The sequence below is a fragment of the Pseudomonas sp. B14(2022) genome, assembly GCF_012030485.1.
GTDB lineage: Bacteria > Pseudomonadota > Gammaproteobacteria > Pseudomonadales > Pseudomonadaceae > Aquipseudomonas.
Map to the genome: position 1 here is coordinate 82,266 of NZ_JAAUVM010000007.1, position 14,749 is coordinate 97,014.

The 14,749-nt window shown below is 62.6% G+C and carries 15 protein-coding genes; 8 read left to right on the top strand and 7 right to left on the bottom strand.

The window, feature by feature from the left end:
* Nucleotides 1–93 precede the first annotated feature (93 nt).
* The gene (locus HCF10_RS12865) at nucleotides 94–933 is read right to left on the bottom strand and encodes an arylamine N-acetyltransferase family protein (protein WP_131698069.1); all 840 of its coding nucleotides are present in this window, start codon (nucleotides 931–933) and stop codon (nucleotides 94–96) included.
* Nucleotides 934–1,053: 120 nt separating this feature from the next.
* Here HCF10_RS12865 and HCF10_RS12870 point away from each other — a divergent pair, with 120 nt between their 5' ends.
* Nucleotides 1,054–1,290, top strand: a complete 237-nt coding sequence (locus HCF10_RS12870) for a DUF6555 family protein (protein WP_027606320.1) — start codon at nucleotides 1,054–1,056, stop codon at nucleotides 1,288–1,290.
* Nucleotides 1,291–1,321: 31 nt separating this feature from the next.
* Here HCF10_RS12870 and HCF10_RS12875 read toward each other — a convergent pair whose 3' ends face one another.
* Entirely contained in the window at nucleotides 1,322–1,522 is a 201-nt protein-coding gene (locus HCF10_RS12875; protein ID WP_131698071.1) for a DUF6021 family protein, read from the bottom strand.
* A gap of 12 nt (nucleotides 1,523–1,534) precedes the next feature.
* Nucleotides 1,535–1,714: a hypothetical protein gene (locus tag HCF10_RS12880; protein ID WP_131698072.1), complete on the bottom strand. Its 180-nt coding sequence runs from the start codon at nucleotides 1,712–1,714 to the stop codon at nucleotides 1,535–1,537.
* 133 nt (nucleotides 1,715–1,847) lie between these two features.
* Between HCF10_RS12880 and HCF10_RS12885 the strand changes: the two genes are divergently transcribed.
* A complete protein-coding gene (locus tag HCF10_RS12885) occupies nucleotides 1,848–2,369 on the top strand; it encodes a DUF3087 domain-containing protein (RefSeq protein WP_145337713.1) in 522 nt (173 codons plus the stop codon).
* 1 nt (nucleotide 2,370) lies between these two features.
* On the opposite strand, the gene HCF10_RS12890 is transcribed toward HCF10_RS12885, so the two are convergent.
* From HCF10_RS12890 to HCF10_RS12900, 3 genes are all read right to left on the bottom strand, one after another.
* Nucleotides 2,371–3,504 (bottom strand): MFS transporter, encoded by a 1,134-nt coding sequence (locus HCF10_RS12890; RefSeq protein WP_167655674.1) that lies wholly within the window; start codon nucleotides 3,502–3,504, stop codon nucleotides 2,371–2,373.
* 57 nt (nucleotides 3,505–3,561) lie between these two features.
* Entirely contained in the window at nucleotides 3,562–4,929 is a 1,368-nt protein-coding gene (locus tag HCF10_RS12895) for an MFS transporter (protein WP_145337654.1), read from the bottom strand.
* Between the two features lie 119 nt (nucleotides 4,930–5,048).
* Nucleotides 5,049–5,912: a Dyp-type peroxidase gene (locus HCF10_RS12900; RefSeq protein ID WP_131698076.1), complete on the bottom strand. Its 864-nt coding sequence runs from the start codon at nucleotides 5,910–5,912 to the stop codon at nucleotides 5,049–5,051.
* Nucleotides 5,913–6,063: 151 nt separating this feature from the next.
* Between HCF10_RS12900 and HCF10_RS12905 the strand changes: the two genes are divergently transcribed.
* Both HCF10_RS12905 and HCF10_RS12910 read left to right on the top strand, forming a co-directional pair.
* Nucleotides 6,064–7,680 (top strand): NADP-dependent glyceraldehyde-3-phosphate dehydrogenase, encoded by a 1,617-nt coding sequence (locus tag HCF10_RS12905; RefSeq protein WP_131698077.1) that lies wholly within the window; start codon nucleotides 6,064–6,066, stop codon nucleotides 7,678–7,680.
* A gap of 105 nt (nucleotides 7,681–7,785) precedes the next feature.
* Nucleotides 7,786–8,847 carry an FUSC family protein gene (locus HCF10_RS12910; RefSeq protein ID WP_145337651.1) on the top strand — a complete coding sequence of 354 codons (1,062 nt, stop codon included), beginning with the start codon at nucleotides 7,786–7,788 and terminating at the stop codon, nucleotides 8,845–8,847.
* Between the two features lie 168 nt (nucleotides 8,848–9,015).
* Here the strand turns inward: HCF10_RS12910 and HCF10_RS12915 are convergent, their stop codons facing one another.
* Nucleotides 9,016–9,774 (bottom strand): TetR/AcrR family transcriptional regulator, encoded by a 759-nt coding sequence (locus HCF10_RS12915; protein WP_131698079.1) that lies wholly within the window; start codon nucleotides 9,772–9,774, stop codon nucleotides 9,016–9,018.
* Nucleotides 9,775–10,136: 362 nt separating this feature from the next.
* Here HCF10_RS12915 and HCF10_RS12920 point away from each other — a divergent pair, with 362 nt between their 5' ends.
* The 4 genes from HCF10_RS12920 to HCF10_RS12935 are packed head-to-tail and all read left to right on the top strand — an operon-like array spanning nucleotide 10,137 to nucleotide 14,739.
* Nucleotides 10,137–10,841: an ABC transporter ATP-binding protein gene (locus tag HCF10_RS12920; protein ID WP_167655675.1), complete on the top strand. Its 705-nt coding sequence runs from the start codon at nucleotides 10,137–10,139 to the stop codon at nucleotides 10,839–10,841.
* A complete protein-coding gene (locus HCF10_RS12925) occupies nucleotides 10,838–12,037 on the top strand; it encodes an ABC transporter permease (protein ID WP_145337650.1) in 1,200 nt (399 codons plus the stop codon). The genes HCF10_RS12920 and HCF10_RS12925 overlap by 4 nt, the downstream gene beginning before the upstream one ends.
* On the top strand, nucleotides 12,030–13,508 hold the full coding sequence (locus tag HCF10_RS12930) for a TolC family protein (RefSeq protein WP_167655676.1): 1,479 nt from the start codon (nucleotides 12,030–12,032) through the stop codon (nucleotides 13,506–13,508). The genes HCF10_RS12925 and HCF10_RS12930 overlap by 8 nt, the downstream gene beginning before the upstream one ends.
* Nucleotides 13,498–14,739, top strand: coding sequence for an efflux RND transporter periplasmic adaptor subunit (locus HCF10_RS12935; protein WP_167655677.1), 1,242 nt, complete (start codon nucleotides 13,498–13,500; stop codon nucleotides 14,737–14,739). Before HCF10_RS12930 ends, HCF10_RS12935 begins: the two co-directional genes overlap by 11 nt.
* Nucleotides 14,740–14,749: the final 10 nt, after the last annotated feature.

A 14,749-nucleotide genomic window follows, 5' to 3' on the forward strand; every position in this document is an offset into this window, starting at 1 on the left:
TATTCAGGAAACGCTTCGAACCCGGGTTGGCACCAAAGGTTCGAAAAAATTTGCCCCCTCTTGGAGGTAAAACGGTTCAGCGATGGCTCTAGATCAATACTCCTGGCGGGCAGCCATTACCAAGCCATCAAGGGTTGAATCCAGCTTAGGGTGAACCGGCACGCGAATCCCAAAAGTAGTGCCCAGCACTCCCAGCAGTTCGTCGGCGCTCTGGATCACGCGCTTGTCACTCGGCCGATCCAGGTAGTGAATCGCATAATGGGCGTTGTTCAAGGTGTGGCGTTCGCCCGCTGCCAGGCGTGCGACTTTCAATTGGCCCAGGAACGGCGAACCTGGATGGGTAGAGACGTACCAGTTACCGATTTCGTAGTCGATGTCTGCCTGCACTTGCAGGTCGAACACATACAAGCCACGCCATTCCCCCGCGACCTCGGCCCACAAGGTGTAGCTGCCCTCCTGCTCATTGAGCGTCAGGCGATACGGCTCATGGGCCGTGGCCTGAACGGCTTGTGTGTGCAACTGCAACGGACTGCTGGGCACCATGCCACCAAAGCCGACGTCGGTGACGTAACGCACGCCGTCCAGTGTCACCAGGCTCAGGCGATGGGTACGCGCCGTGCGCGCCTCCGGTGGCCCGCCCATCACCACCCGGCCGGTAATGCCGCGTGCATCAAAGCCCAACTCTTGCAACAGCGCCAGGAACATCTGGTTCAACTCATAGCAATACCCACCCCGCCCCTCGAACAGGACTTTCTGCTCGACGCTGTGCAAGTCGATCGGCACCGGCAGGCGCAGCAGGGTCGACAGGCTTTCAAAGGCGAAGGTGCACACATGACGCAGTTGCAAATCCCGCAGGGTCTGCAGGGTGGGCGGTGGCGGCGAATCGTAACCCAGGCGTTGCAGGTACAGACGGCTGTGGTTCAGGAGGGTCATGGCGCGATCCTTGGGCGCGGGAGGGAGGGGTCACTATGCCGCGCAAGCATGCAGATTGTCATTTTGAGTGAACCTTTTTAAACCGTTCCCTATCCATCTATAACAAGACAGGGAGGCAACATGAGTACCGCAAAAATCTACACCATCCACTACCAACTGCACGGTCAACCGAAGTCCTTTGTGGTGCGTGCCGAAGTGATGAACAACGCCGAGGCGTGGCACTGGGCAGCCGTTGACGCTGACATTGCGCATGTCAGCCGTATCGGCCGGGTTGGTCATGAACAGGTGAAAAAAACCACGCGCCCATGGGCAGAGAAGTACGGCATCACCGACGTCACCTGGATGCCGCCAAGATAAACAAAAGCCCCGCTCAATGGCGGGGCTCAGTTCATTTTTTCAAGTCGCCCAACGGATCGTAGGGCGGCTTTTTTTTCGCCTCTTCCTTGTCCTTTTTATCCAGCGGGGCGATGGCCGGACCTACCGGATCAACCTGCGGATCTGCCACATCCGGCGAGTCCGGATCAAATCCCAACTCATCCTTGCCGCTGGCGTGTTCGTTGGAGGGGGGTCCATCCGAGCGCTTGTTCATCATGGTCTCCTGTTATAGGGGGCGAGCTTTGTCGTGAAGATTTTCCAGGTCTTGTTCGACGCGCTCCACATCATCCTGTGCATCACGCTCTTTCGGGTCATTGGGGCGCAAGGCATCGTTGTCACGCTCTTCTTCACCGGGGGTGCGATCAGGGTCGGGTGTACCGGGCGGTGGCTGCTTGTATTCGGGCATGGTGGTTCACCTCAAAGGGAGTACACCGGTTTAGAGAAACTGCCCCAGATCATGGTTCAACTTGATTGCCCCACCGCTGACCGCTGGCCATGAGAAGATGCCACTCCCTACCCGCCCTGGAGACCTGGACCGGATGTTCGAGCTCAAACCCTGCGACCCCGTCACCTACCGCCAACAGACCCGCCGCAGCACGCTGATCGTAGCCGTGCTGTTCATGGCCTTGGCCATGCTGCTGTCGAGCCTGGCGGTAATGCTGTTCGGCGAACCCGGCGGTGACAACATGCGCTTCAATGTCGGCGGCGTATTCGCCGGGGTGTTGATTACCCTCGCCCTGGTGCGCGGCCCGTTCTGGAGCCAACCCTGGCTGGCGCCGGCCGTGTATGGCTGGCAGCTCAAGCGCAACCTGATGCGCGTGACCAATGTGATGCACACCGTCACAGAGCGGGTGCAGGCCAATGACCCGACGGCGATCAAGGTGCTGCGTTTCTACCATTTGGGGCTGACGCAGATGCATGAACTGGATGCCAACTCCAGCGCCCAGGCGCAGTTGGTCGGCGAAATGAACGCGCATAAAAACAAGATGCAGGCACTGGGGATGGACACCGAGCAGACCCGTTTCGACCCCACCTGGCTGGAAGGCTTGAAAAGCGCGTAAGTCAGTCGCCAGCCACACGCGTACGCCAGCAAAACAGCGCACTCACCGCAATCGCAGCGCCTGCCACGCCAAACACCAGGGGTGCCGAGGCCACCGGCAACAGCAGGCCCGCCAGCAGTGGCCCGAGGCCCGCGCCGATATCACGCCATACCGCGTTGGACGCCAGGGCCGACACCCGCATCGAACCGGGGTTGCGCTCGGCGACCAAGGTGGTCACCAGGGGCAGTTGCAACGCGCGCAGCACCAACACCGCTGCCGCGCCGACAACCACCCAATAGCTGCCGAACGCCGTCAAGGCCAAGGCACTCATGAACGAAAACAGCAACAACATCGAGGTGGCGCCAAAGCGCTGCGCCGCGCGGCCGCCCAGGGGGCTCAGGAGCATTTCCGAGACATAACGCAGGGCCATCAAGCCGCCCGCGATCAGCACCGCGTCGCCGCCGAGCAGCTTCTGCGCCTGGATCGACAGGCCGAAAATAAACAGTCCGTCCAGCGCCACGCCTTCGATAAACGACCACATCGCCACGCTGTCGGGCCATTTGAAGCGGCGCCCGGGGGTGCTGTGCAAATCATGCCCGGCGCTGGGCAGGCTGCGCGCCATCCACAGCCCCACCAGGCAACAGCCAGCGAGGATCACAAAGATCGGTCGCGGCCCGGCCCACAGCGTCAGCCAGCCACCCAACGGCAACGCCAGCATCGGCCCCCAGGCGATCAACGCCCGCGATCGCCCTGCCCGCCGCGCGGCGCCCTCCGGTTCGGAGGTGGCCAATACCTGGGTCGACAGGTTCAACGCGGCAAAACACAGGCCCCACACCAGCCGCAGCCCCAACAATGCGGCAAAACCCGACAACACCGAATTACCCAGCGCACACAGCGTTGCGGCACCGGCGGCGATCATGCAGGTCAGGCGATCACCGTTGCGTGCGTAGAAATTCAGCACATGCCGGTAACCGAAAATCCGCACCAGCCGGTTGGCCGCCAGCAACACCCCGGCCTGGGCGAGCGTGATGCCGAAGGCCTGGGACTCCATGGGCAGCAGCAGATAGAGCAACACGTCACTGGGCAGGCATAAAGCCAGGGTCAACGCAGCGCGGCGGGAATGGGTATCAGCAGTGCGGAGGGCCAGGCTGGACATAAATCTGAAACATCCCGAAATATTCAGGTCGCCACGGTAGCCCTCCCGCCGCAGGTTTTACAACGGCTTTTTCCCGTAAGGCAGCAGACGCAGGCCGCTGGCCACGGCGCCCACCAGCGCAAACACACAACCCAGCCATAGCGCATACAGCGGGCCATTGCCCAGGGACAGGTGGAAACACAACGCCACCAACGACGCCCCCAGCGTCTGCCCCAGCAACCGCGAAATCGCCACGATGCCGCTGGCCCCACCGCTGCGCGCCAACGGCGCACTGGTCATCAAGGCTTTGAGGTTGGGCGACTGGAAGAAGCCGAAACCGGCACCGCACAGCGCCATGCGCCAGCCGATATCGAAGGCCGATGCGCCGTTGCCCAAGGTCGCCAACGCGGCCATCCCCACGCTCAACATCAACAGCCCGATACCACACAGCAGGCCCAGGGACACACGGTCAGCCAGGCGACCGGCGACCAGCGCCATCACCGCCACGACCGCTGGCCACGGCGTCATCAGGAATCCGGTTTCCACCTGGCTATGCCCCAGCACCGCCTGCAACAGAAAGGGCAGCGACACAAAGGCCAGGCCCTGGGCGCTGAAGGCGCAGATCGCCGTGAGGGAAGACAAGGCAAACACCGGGCGCTTGAACAGATCCAACGCCAGCATCGGCGCCGGGTGCCCGGCCTGGCGGCGCAGCAGCAAAGCGCCACATACCAGCGCCACCGCAATCAAGCCCAGGGTCAACGCCCCCTGCGCACCATGCACCGCCGTGCCCAGCCCCAGCACCAGCAAGGCGAACAAGCCGGCACACAGCATGGCCGCGAGGCGGTCGAAGGCATGCCCGGTCATCGGCAGGGTCGGCAATGAACGCAGGCCCAGTGCCAGGGCCAGCAGCCCCAACGGCACATTGATCAGGTACAGCCAGTGCCAGGTCGCCACCGACAGAATCGCCGACGCCGCCGTGGGCCCCAGGGTAAACGCCAGCCCCACCACCAGCGAGTTATAGCCCAGGCCACGCCCGAGCATTTTTGACGGGTAGATATGCCGCAGCAACGCCGTATTGACACTCATGATCGCCGCCGCCCCCAGCCCCTGCACCACACGGGCGGCGGTCAGGCTGACCAGCGAGCCGGCCAGCCCGCAAAACAGCGACGAGACGATAAACAGCAGCAACCCGCCGAGATACACGCGGCGGTGCCCGAGCACATCGCTGAGCGACGCAAACGGCAGCACCGTGGCGATAATCGCCAACTGGTAAGCGTTGACCACCCAGATCACCGAGGCGGAATCGGTGCCAATCCCTTCGGCCAGGGTCGGCAACGCCGTGTTGACGATGGCCGTGTCCAGCGTCGCCATGCCGATTCCCAGGGAGATCGCGATCACGGCAGGCAGGCGTTTATTGAGGGGCAGCCCATCGGCAACAGAAGACATGAACAATCCGCACAGGTGGCAAAGGTGTCTAGATTACGGGCAGCCGGGGATTTTTTCAGTGGGGGATTGCGTGGCTGTGCGAATTTTCATGTTCAGCCACGCACCACAGGTAAAGGCGATCAGCCTGCCAGTGCACTCAGGTCCAGGCGCCCACCGAGGGTCGGCGGGCACCAGTAGTAGCCACCGGTCAACGGCGTGCTGATCCGATACAGGCCATCGACAATCCCGTCTTCCAACCCGCTCATGCGGCGCAGTTGCGCTTCGAACGCATCGAAGGAATGGCCGAATGCAAGGAACATCAACCCAGCCTGACCATTTTCGGCCCAAGGCATGGAGCGGCGCACCACGAAGGCCTCCGGGGTGAAGCTTTCCTGGGCGGTACGCTTGGTGTGGGCGGATTCGGGAGCGTCTTCCAGCTCTTCGTTGTCGCCATGCCGGCGGCCGATGATGTAGTCGCGCTCCTGGGCGGGCAACGCGGCGAAACCATCGAGGTCGTGCTGCCATTGCTGGATCGCGGCGAAACTGGCGCCGCTGTCGGTCAAGGCGGCTTCAACGGCGGCGTCGTCGTGGGGGTTTTCGGTGCCGTCTTCGTAGTCGGTGAGGTCGAAGCCCGTCTTGTAGCGGAAGCCTTCGGTCGACTGCACCAGGCGAAACGCCGGGGCCAGGGCCTTCTCGAAAGCGCGACTGCGCAGCAGCAACTCGCCGCGATCGACGCCATGCAGCCACACCCACAGTGCCTGCTGGGTGGACGGGTTGTGCGCGCCCGGCGCGCTCACGGCAGGAAAGCTGCGCAAGCCATCAATCGTTGCACCCAGCGCGTTTACCAGCGGCTCGCCAAATCCGACCACTGCCGCCGAATCGGTCAACTGCACCAGCGCGTCCAGCGCAGCGGGCACGGCTGCCAGGGTATCCACGACAAAAAACAGATGGCGTGCCTGCAAAGGCACCGGTGCGGCAAGAATGCCCGGCTGGTACTGACTCATGTGAACTCCTTCAAGAAAGGCGCGCAGTCTACTATCTCGAAGAGCAGGCCACACGCCCCGGTGCGTACTGCAAAGCGCACAAGCCTTGCCATAGAGCCCTGTGTTGGGTGACTCTCTAGTCATATTTTGCAACTATTCCAGGGGAAGTGACATGACCACCAGCAACCTGCTCGACCAGCTGTTTCCCACCAGCGTCGCCGATATTCCCGAGCAATACCGCCTGGCGGCGCCCATCGAACAGCGTGATTACCTGGTCAACGGCCAGTTGCAGGTGTGGAACGGCCCCTTGGCCCAGGTGCAGAGCCCGGTGCAATTGGGCGACCGCCGCGTGGTGATCGGCAGCACGCCGTTGCTGGACGCCGACACCGCCCTCACCGCCCTCGATGCCGCCGTACGCGCTTATGACCGTGGCCAGGGTGAATGGCCGACGATGCGGGTGGTGGAGCGTATCCAGCACGTCGAGGCATTTTTGCGACGTATGCGCGAACAGCGCGACGCAGTGGTCAAGCTGCTGATGTGGGAGATCGGCAAGAACCTCAAGGACTCACAGAAAGAGTTCGACCGCACCTGCGACTACATCACCGACACCATCAATGCCCTCAAGGAACTCGACCGCCGCAGCAGCCGCTTCGAGCTGGAACAGGACACCCTCGGGCAAATCCGCCGCGTCCCCCTGGGCGTGGCGCTGTGCATGGGCCCCTATAACTACCCGCTCAACGAGACGTTTACCACGCTGATCCCGGCGCTGATCATGGGCAACACCGTGGTGTTCAAGCCGGCCAAGCTCGGTGTGCTGTTGATTCGACCGTTGCTGGAGGCCTTCCGCGACAGCTTCCCGGCCGGGGTGATCAACGTGATCTACGGCAGCGGCCGCGAAACCGTCAGTGCGTTGATGGCCAGCGGCAAGATCGACATCTTTGCCTTTATCGGCACCAACAAGGCCGCCAGTGACTTGAAAAAACTGCACCCCAAGCCGCACCGCTTGCGTGCAGCACTGGGCCTGGATGCGAAAAACCCGGGCATCGTGCTGCCGGAGGTGGACCTGGACAACGCCGTCAGCGAGGCCGTCACCGGCTCGCTGTCCTTCAATGGCCAGCGTTGCACCGCGTTGAAAATCCTGTTTGTGCATGAAGACGTGGTCGACAGCTTCATCGAGAAATTCAACCGCAAACTGGAGACCCTCAAGCCCGGCATGCCCTGGGAAGACGGCGTTTCACTGACACCGCTGCCGGAAGTCGGCAAGGTGGATTACCTCAACGAGCTGGTGGCCGATGCGCAACAACACGGCGCCCAGGTAGTGAACGCTAATGGCGGTACCCGCCGGGGTTCGTTCTTCTACCCGGCGGTGCTGTACCCGGTGAACCCGCAGATGCGCGTGTACCACGAGGAACAGTTCGGCCCGGTGGTGCCCATCGTGCCCTACCGTGATCTGGAGACGGTGATCGAGTACGTACTCGACTCGGACTTCGGCCAGCAATTGAGTATTTTCGGCACCAACGCCGTGGAAGTCGGGCGCCTGGTGGACACCTTTGCCAATCAGGTCGGCCGCATCAATATCAATGCCCAGTGCCAGCGCGGGCCGGACACGTTCCCGTTCAACGGGCGCAAGAACTCGGCCGAGGGCACGCTGTCGGTACATGACGCGCTGCGCGTGTTTTCGATCCGCACCCTGGTGGCGACCAAGTTCCAGGACAGCAACAAGGCGCTGGTCAGCGACATTCTGCGCAACCGCGACTCAAGCTTCCTGACCACCGACTATATCTTCTAAGGGCAATACCGATCTCAATGTGGGAGGGGCGGTGCGACGTTTCGACTTGTCCCCTCCCACATTTGGATTGTGTACATCTCCAAAACCGAGGCCACTTTAGTACTGATGAACCTGCCACTCTTCGCCCGGCGCCTGCTGCGCCCCCTGCTCGACCCGTACCGACGCTATCGCCACGCCAAGCTGATCCACGCCGTGCGCGTGTCCATTGGCCTGCTGGCGACGATCCTGCTGACCACCGGCATCAACCTGCCCCATGGTGAATGGGCGTCGGTGACCATGCTGATTGTGATCGGTGGCTTGCAGCACCACGGCAATATCGGCAAGAAAGCCGTGGAGCGCGCCTACGGCACCTTGATCGGCGCCAGCGTCGGCTTGTTGCTGGTGGTGCAACAGGCCTACTTCGGCCAACCGCTGTTGACTTACCTGTTGATGTCGGTGGTGTGCGGGTTCTTTTCCTATCACGCCATCGGCAAGGGCGGCTACATCGCGCTGTTGTCGGCGATCACGGTGTTTATCGTCGCCGGGCACGGTGACAATCCGATCTCGGATGGTTTGTGGCGCACGGTCGACATCCTGATCGGTATCGTGCTGGCCCTGGCGTTCTCCTTCGCCCTGCCGCTGTATGCGGTGTACTCGTGGCGCTACAACCTGGCCAGCGCGTTGCGCGACTGTGCCGCGATCTATAGCCGGATCATCAATGGCCAATCGGTCACTGACGATGAACACCTCAAACTGCTGAACCGCTTGAATGCGGCGATGCTGCAATTGCGCTCGCTGATGCCGTCGGTGTCCAAGGAAGTGCGGATTTCCATGACCGAACTGGACGCCATCCAACGGCACCTGCGCATGTGCATGAGCACCCTGGAGATTCTCGGCAACACGCGACCGGACCCGCGCGATGAACAGGCGATGGCGCGTATGCAGGTGATGCTGAAAGCCGAGCACCGGCAGATTCGAGTGCAACTGGTGGGGATGGCGCGGGCATTGAAGTCGGGGGTCACGGAGCGGCTGGAGCGGCCCAGCCCTATCACCGGCGGCGAGCCCACGCTGGATGCGCCGGTTTACAGTGCGCTGGATGGGTATCGATTGTTAACGGTGCAACTGGCGGCGAATGTGGACGCGATGCGCCAACGACTGGCCAAGAGCGCCGGGCGTTGGAGGATCTAGAAAGGTGGCCCGTTGACCTGTTTACTCACATCAACACTTTCACACTTTCTCTTACATATTTTTCACGTTTTATTCACATCCCGAGACGTAGTGTGAAGCCTCATCCGTTACAAATGTTGCACATCAAGCCCGCCGCCCCAGCGGGCTTTTTTTTGCCTGGGATTTGAGTTAGCGCGAGGCCTTCGCGGCCGGCGCGGCCGCTTGCTCACGAATGGCGCGCTGGGTATCCAGCACCTTGGCCAGCGCGTGTTCGGCTTCCGGGCTTTGCTGCGGCACACGAATCGCCGCCGAGACCAGGGTGATCAGCTTGGCCATCACTTCAGCGTCGGTCGCCGGGCGGCCCAGGCTCATGGAGTTCATCAGCAGGCGCAGTTCGGTACCCGCCATGACCCCGGAAATGGCCTTGAGGGCAAATTGCAGGCGCACTCCCAGCTCATTGCGCGGCAAGTCCGGCAAGGCCAGCGCGAAGGCTTCGAAGAAACGCTGGAACACCGGCTGGTAATGCACCTTGAGGTATTCCTGGATAAACGGCGAGGTGTCGCTATACACCCGCCCGAGGAAACGGATGAACGAACGCCCTTCCCCACTGGCGCTGGCCGGGTCGCTGCGCTCCAGGCCCATGGCCGGAGCGAAGAGCACACCGAGCAAGGTGTCGCAATCAAGCGGGCCATCGGACTCGGCTTCACAACGCGCCAGCAGTTCCAGGCGCTGCTCGTTGAGCGGCTCCAGGCGTTGCATCAGCAGGGTCTTCATCAGGGAATCCTTGTCCCCGAAGTGGTAGTTCACAGCGGCCAGGTTCACCTGGGCGCGCTCGGTAATCTGCCGCAACAACACCGCGTCATAACCGTACTTAATGAAGAGAGCCTCTGTCGCATCCAGCAATCGAGTCTTGGTAACGTTTGGAGCGCTGAGTTTCTTCGCGACCATAAGGGTTCCACGGCGGAAATATTGTTTTAAAAAATAATTTGATTTTTTATACCGGTGCGGCCGTTCGAAAGCAAGTAGTGACACACCGCTATGCTATCCAAAGCCTTTGCCAATGGGCACTTTGAGGGCAGTCCCAGGTATTTTGGCAGCCCACCACACCGACGGGTGAAATCATTTCAAAGCGTAAAACCGCTCTACACCCACGGCTGGCGAAGCGCGGGGAACCCGGTTAGTATTCAAACAATATTTTAAAAACAAGAAATAAAACCAGTCCGAGACGCGAACCAGCTAGCTCCCGAACTTGTTACAAAGATTTACAAAGGGGGCAGGACGGCGGCGTCGAGACTGCAGGCGTAGTCACGATGACAGATACCCGCGCGCACCCAGGCTTGATTTCCCTGCAAGGTATCGGCAAGCGCTATCAGCTCGCCGGGCAGGAACTGACCATTCTCAATGAGGTGTGCCTGTCCATCGATCGCGGTGACAGCTGCGGCATCCTCGGCGCCTCGGGCTCCGGCAAAAGCACCCTGCTCAATATCCTCGGCCTCCTGGACTTGCCCAACAGCGGCCAGTACCACTTTGCCGGCCACGATATCTTCAGCGCCTCCCCGGACGAGCTGGCGGCGATCCGTAACCAGCAGATCGGTTTTGTGTTCCAGAGCTTCAACCTGCTGCCGCGCCTCAGCGCCCTGGACAACGTCGCCCTGCCCCTGAGTTATCGCGGCGTGTCCCGGCATGAATCAGTGGCGCAGGCCCTGCGCATGCTCGAACAGGTCGGGCTGGCGGAGCGCGCCCATCATCGTCCCGCCGACCTCTCCGGCGGCCAGCGCCAACGTGTGGCGATTGCCCGAGCATTGGTGGGCAAGCCTTCGGTGATCCTGGCCGACGAGCCCACCGGCAACCTCGACAGCAGCACCGCCCAGGACATCATGGACCTGCTCCTGGCCCTGAACCGCGAGCAACAGGTCACGTTGATCATCGTCACCCACGACCCGCATATCGCCGCGCGCCTGGAGCGCAGGATACTGGTGCGCAATGGCGTGGTACACGAGGCCGACCGCCTATGAGCCTGCGGGTCGAACAGAGCTTCAGCCAATTGCTGCATGAAGCCTTCGTCAGCCTGCGCACCCTGGGCAAGCGCTCGGTCCTGGCCCTGCTGGGCATCGTCATCGGCAGTTCGTCGGTGGTGGCGCTGATCAATATCGGCCATAACGCGGCGGTGGATGCCGCGATGATTTTCAAGGACATGGGCACCGACACCCTGGTCGCCCAGTTCCCGCCCAAGGGCAGCAGCACCGTGCCGACGCCCGCGAAGCTCGACCTGGACGCCGTGCGCCAGGCCGTGCCGGGCATTGCCCATATCGGCGCACTGACCTTGTTCAGCGGGCCCATCGTGTTCCATGGCCGCACCACCAACGCCAACCTCGTAGGCAGCACACCGGACATCCAGGCGGCGATGCGCCTGGTGGTACGGCAGGGGCGCTTCCTGTCGAGCTTCGACGCCAACGAAACCTACGGCGTGATCGGTGACCAGGTGGCCCAGGCCCTCGGAACGCCGGGCGATCCGCTGCAACTGGGCGACCGCGTGCGCATCAACGACTACCTGTTCCTGGTGGTGGGCATTCTGCAGAACCAGCCCAGGGCAATGCTGATGCCGGTACAGGCCAACGATTCATTGTTCATTCCCGCCGAAGGCATGCGCCGCATCTATGCCATGCCGCAGATCGGCAATGTGATCATCCGCGCCGCGCCCGGCCAGGACATGGAGCGCATTGCCAAGGAAGCCGCCAGCGCCTTGCAGACCCAGCTCACCGACCACACTGTCGACATCCAGGTGCCCCAGCAAATGATCGACGGCATGACCCGGCAAAGCCGCACCTTCGCCTACCTGCTGCTGGCCCTCGGCGCCATCTCCCTGGTCGGCGGCGGTGTGGGGGTGATGAATGTGATGCTGATGAACGTGTCGGAGCGCCGTCGTGAGATCGGCATTCGCATGGCCCTGGGCGCTCGCCAGCGCGACATCCGCAACCTGTTCCTGCTCGAAGCCGTTACCCTCACCGCCGTCGGCGCGCTGTGCGGCGCGGTACTCGGGATGACCGCCGCATGGCTCTATGCCTGGCTGTCGGGCTGGCTATTTGACCTGGCCGCTGCCGCCCTGCCCCTGGGGGTGGGCAGTACGTTGCTGGTGGGCCTGTTCTTTGGCATCTACCCGGCTGTCTCGGCCTCACGGTTGCAGCCGGTGGAGGCCCTGCGTGATGAATAAATGGCTCTGGCTACTCGCGCTGATCAGCCTGCCCGTCGGGGCGGCCGATGTGGTCATCAAGCCGTCGGCGCCGAGTACCACCCGCAGCGGTTACGACCGGGGCGTGTCCTTGAATGCCCAGGTCACCACCATGACCCTGGGTGACGCCGTGTACCTGGGCCTGCGCAACAACCCGGCGATCCGCAGCGCTTACCTGCAGCGGGTCGCGCAGAAATTCGACCTGCGTGTCGCCGAAGACGTGTTCAACCCCAAGCTCACCCTCAACAGCTATTACCGCAGCACCCGCGGCTCCCAGGACAGTGCGCGCAATGCCAACGTGGCGCCGGCCACCAGTTTGCTCAGTGAGTACGGCACCCGCTTGAGCATGGCCTGGACCCAGCAATTGAACAACGCCGACCGCGCCGGCCGTTACCGCAGCGACGGCCTCGACCTGGCGATCATCCAGCCGTTGATGCGCGGTGCCGGCTGGGACGCCACCACCGCACCGCTGCGCCTGTCACGCCTGTCGGAGCAGGCCAACCGCCTGAACCTCAAGGCGACCGTGGCGCAAACCATCAGCCAGATCATCGCCACCTACCGCGAACTGCTGCGGGCCCAGGAGCAACTGAGCATCGTGCAGGACGCCCTCAAGCGCTCCGGCACGCTGCTTGAAGTGAACAAGGCGTTGATCAGCGCCGGGCGCATGGCCGAGTTCGAAATCGTGCAGACCGAAGCCGACATCGCCACCCAGCAACTGGGCGTCGAAGAAGCGCAGAACCAGCTCGACACCAACCGCCTGGCCTTGCTGCGCCTGCTGGCCCTGGACCTGTCCACACCAATTCGCGCCAGCGAAGCCCTGGAGGCCAAGCCCATGCAGATCGACAAACGCCAGGCCTTCAACCTCGCGCAGACCCAGCAACCGGAATACCTCGCCGCCCTGCTCGGCAGCCAGCAGGCCGACCTCAACCTGGTGATCGCCAAGGACTCCGGGCGCTGGCAGGTGGACCTGGTGGCCGGCGCGAACCAGATACGCGACGCCTACAATAACGACGGCGGCAGCACCAACAACCGCACCTGGGACAGCTACGCCGGGGTGCAGGTGCAGATCCCCATCGGCGACATCAGCACACGCCAGGCCGAAGTGCGTGCGCGGGTCAACGTGGAGGACCAGGAGATCCGCATCACCGACGCCCGCCAGGAACTGGAGCGCAGCGTCAACGACGTGGTGCGCGACCTCGGCACCCGCTGGCGCCAGTATGAAATCTCCCAGCGCGCGGTGGAGTTGTCGCGGCGCAAGATCGAGATCGAACGGGAAAAGCTCAGCGCCGGGCGCTCCACCAACTTCCAGGTGCTGAGTTTCGAGACCGACCTGCGCAATGCCGAAAACGCACAGCTCAACGCGCTGATCGCTTATTTGAACGCCCAGACCCAGCTCGACTTGACCCTGGGCATGACGCTGGAAAGTTGGGAAATTACCCTCAATGACTATTAAACAGAAAGGCCTGCTGGGCGCTGTATTGATCGTGCTGCTGGCCGGCGCCGGGCTGGCCCTGCGCAGCCCGGCCGAAGGCCCGGCTACCACCGGCGAACAATGGCTGGCCGTCAAGCCCGACCCGCTGGTGCACCAGATCGGCCTGGTGGGCAAGATCGAACCCGACACCACCCTCACACTCACGGCGCCGTTCGACGGCAATGTGCAGGCCAACCTGGTGGAGCAAGGCCAGCGGGTCGAGGCCGGCCAGGTCCTGCTACGCATGGACCCGGCCACCCTTGAAGTGCAATTGCGCGAGGCCCTCTCCGCCCAGCTCAAGGCAAGGCGCACCGTGCAGGAAATGCAGGACTGGGACAGCGGCCCCACCGTCAGCCGTGCGCGCCGCAGCCTGCGCACCGCCGAGATGACCGCCGGCAACACCCAGCGCAAACTCACCGAAAGCGAAAATCTGTTCAAGCGCGGCATCATCCCGCGCAACGAGCTGGACGACCTCAAGCAACAGACCCAGCAACAGCAGCTGGACCTCGCCGCCGCCCGCAGCGAACTGCAACAGGCCCTTGATCAGGGCAAGGGCGAGTACCGCCAGATCGCCGACATGGAACTGACCAACGCCACGGTGAAATACGAGGCCTTGCGCACCCTGCTCGAAGGCAAAGAGGTGAAGGCGCCGTTCTCCGGCATCGTGGTGCCCGCGCCCGGCAATAATGCGCCCCAAGGCGGCAACGCGAACGCGCCCATTCAGGCCGGCAGCAGGGTAAGCCAGGGCCAGGTGCTATTCGGCCTGGCCAATATCGAGCGGCTGAAGATCGTCGCCAAGGTCTCCGAGCTGGACATCAACCAGTTGCACCAGGGCCAGGCGGTGGAAGTGCTGGGCGATGGTTTTGACGGCGAACGGCTGAGCGGCTCGGTGAGCGTGGTCAGCGGCCTGGCGATTGCCGGCGACAGCCAGAGCAGCGCGCAGTTTCCGGTGACCCTGTCGATCCCCAGGCTGACCCCGCAACAGTTGCAGCGCGTGCGGCTGGGGATGAGTGCGCGATTGACCATCGTCACTTACAACAACGCGCAGGCGATGGTGATTCCGAGCGAGGCAATCCAGGCGGATAGGACGGTGGAGTATCGAGAAACGATGGATAAGCCGGTGGAGCGCGTGAAGGTGACCACCGGGCAATCGACGGCGCAAGGGGTTGAGGTGTTCGGCCTCAAGCCCGGCTTTGTGAAGACCTCAAGATAAATGGAGATCC

Excerpts from the sequence above, each read along its gene's own strand:
- HCF10_RS12930 (WP_167655676.1), top strand. The coding sequence starts at position 12,030 with ATGAATAAATGGCTCTGGCTACTCGCGCTGATCAGCCTGCCCGTCGGG.
- HCF10_RS12895 (WP_145337654.1), bottom strand. The coding sequence starts at position 4,929 with ATGTCTTCTGTTGCCGATGGGCTGCCCCTCAATAAACGCCTGCCTGCC.
- HCF10_RS12880 (WP_131698072.1), bottom strand. The coding sequence starts at position 1,714 with ATGCCCGAATACAAGCAGCCACCGCCCGGTACACCCGACCCTGATCGC.
- HCF10_RS12925 (WP_145337650.1), top strand. The coding sequence starts at position 10,838 with ATGAGCCTGCGGGTCGAACAGAGCTTCAGCCAATTGCTGCATGAAGCC.
- HCF10_RS12865 (WP_131698069.1), bottom strand. The coding sequence starts at position 933 with ATGACCCTCCTGAACCACAGCCGTCTGTACCTGCAACGCCTGGGTTAC.
- HCF10_RS12890 (WP_167655674.1), bottom strand. The coding sequence starts at position 3,504 with ATGTCCAGCCTGGCCCTCCGCACTGCTGATACCCATTCCCGCCGCGCT.
- HCF10_RS12885 (WP_145337713.1), top strand. The coding sequence starts at position 1,848 with ATGTTCGAGCTCAAACCCTGCGACCCCGTCACCTACCGCCAACAGACC.
- HCF10_RS12910 (WP_145337651.1), top strand. The coding sequence starts at position 7,786 with ATGAACCTGCCACTCTTCGCCCGGCGCCTGCTGCGCCCCCTGCTCGAC.
- HCF10_RS12935 (WP_167655677.1), top strand. The coding sequence starts at position 13,498 with ATGACTATTAAACAGAAAGGCCTGCTGGGCGCTGTATTGATCGTGCTG.
- HCF10_RS12915 (WP_131698079.1), bottom strand. The coding sequence starts at position 9,774 with ATGGTCGCGAAGAAACTCAGCGCTCCAAACGTTACCAAGACTCGATTG.
- HCF10_RS12905 (WP_131698077.1), top strand. The coding sequence starts at position 6,064 with ATGACCACCAGCAACCTGCTCGACCAGCTGTTTCCCACCAGCGTCGCC.
- HCF10_RS12920 (WP_167655675.1), top strand. The coding sequence starts at position 10,137 with ATGACAGATACCCGCGCGCACCCAGGCTTGATTTCCCTGCAAGGTATC.
- HCF10_RS12875 (WP_131698071.1), bottom strand. The coding sequence starts at position 1,522 with ATGAACAAGCGCTCGGATGGACCCCCCTCCAACGAACACGCCAGCGGC.
- HCF10_RS12870 (WP_027606320.1), top strand. The coding sequence starts at position 1,054 with ATGAGTACCGCAAAAATCTACACCATCCACTACCAACTGCACGGTCAA.
- HCF10_RS12900 (WP_131698076.1), bottom strand. The coding sequence starts at position 5,912 with ATGAGTCAGTACCAGCCGGGCATTCTTGCCGCACCGGTGCCTTTGCAG.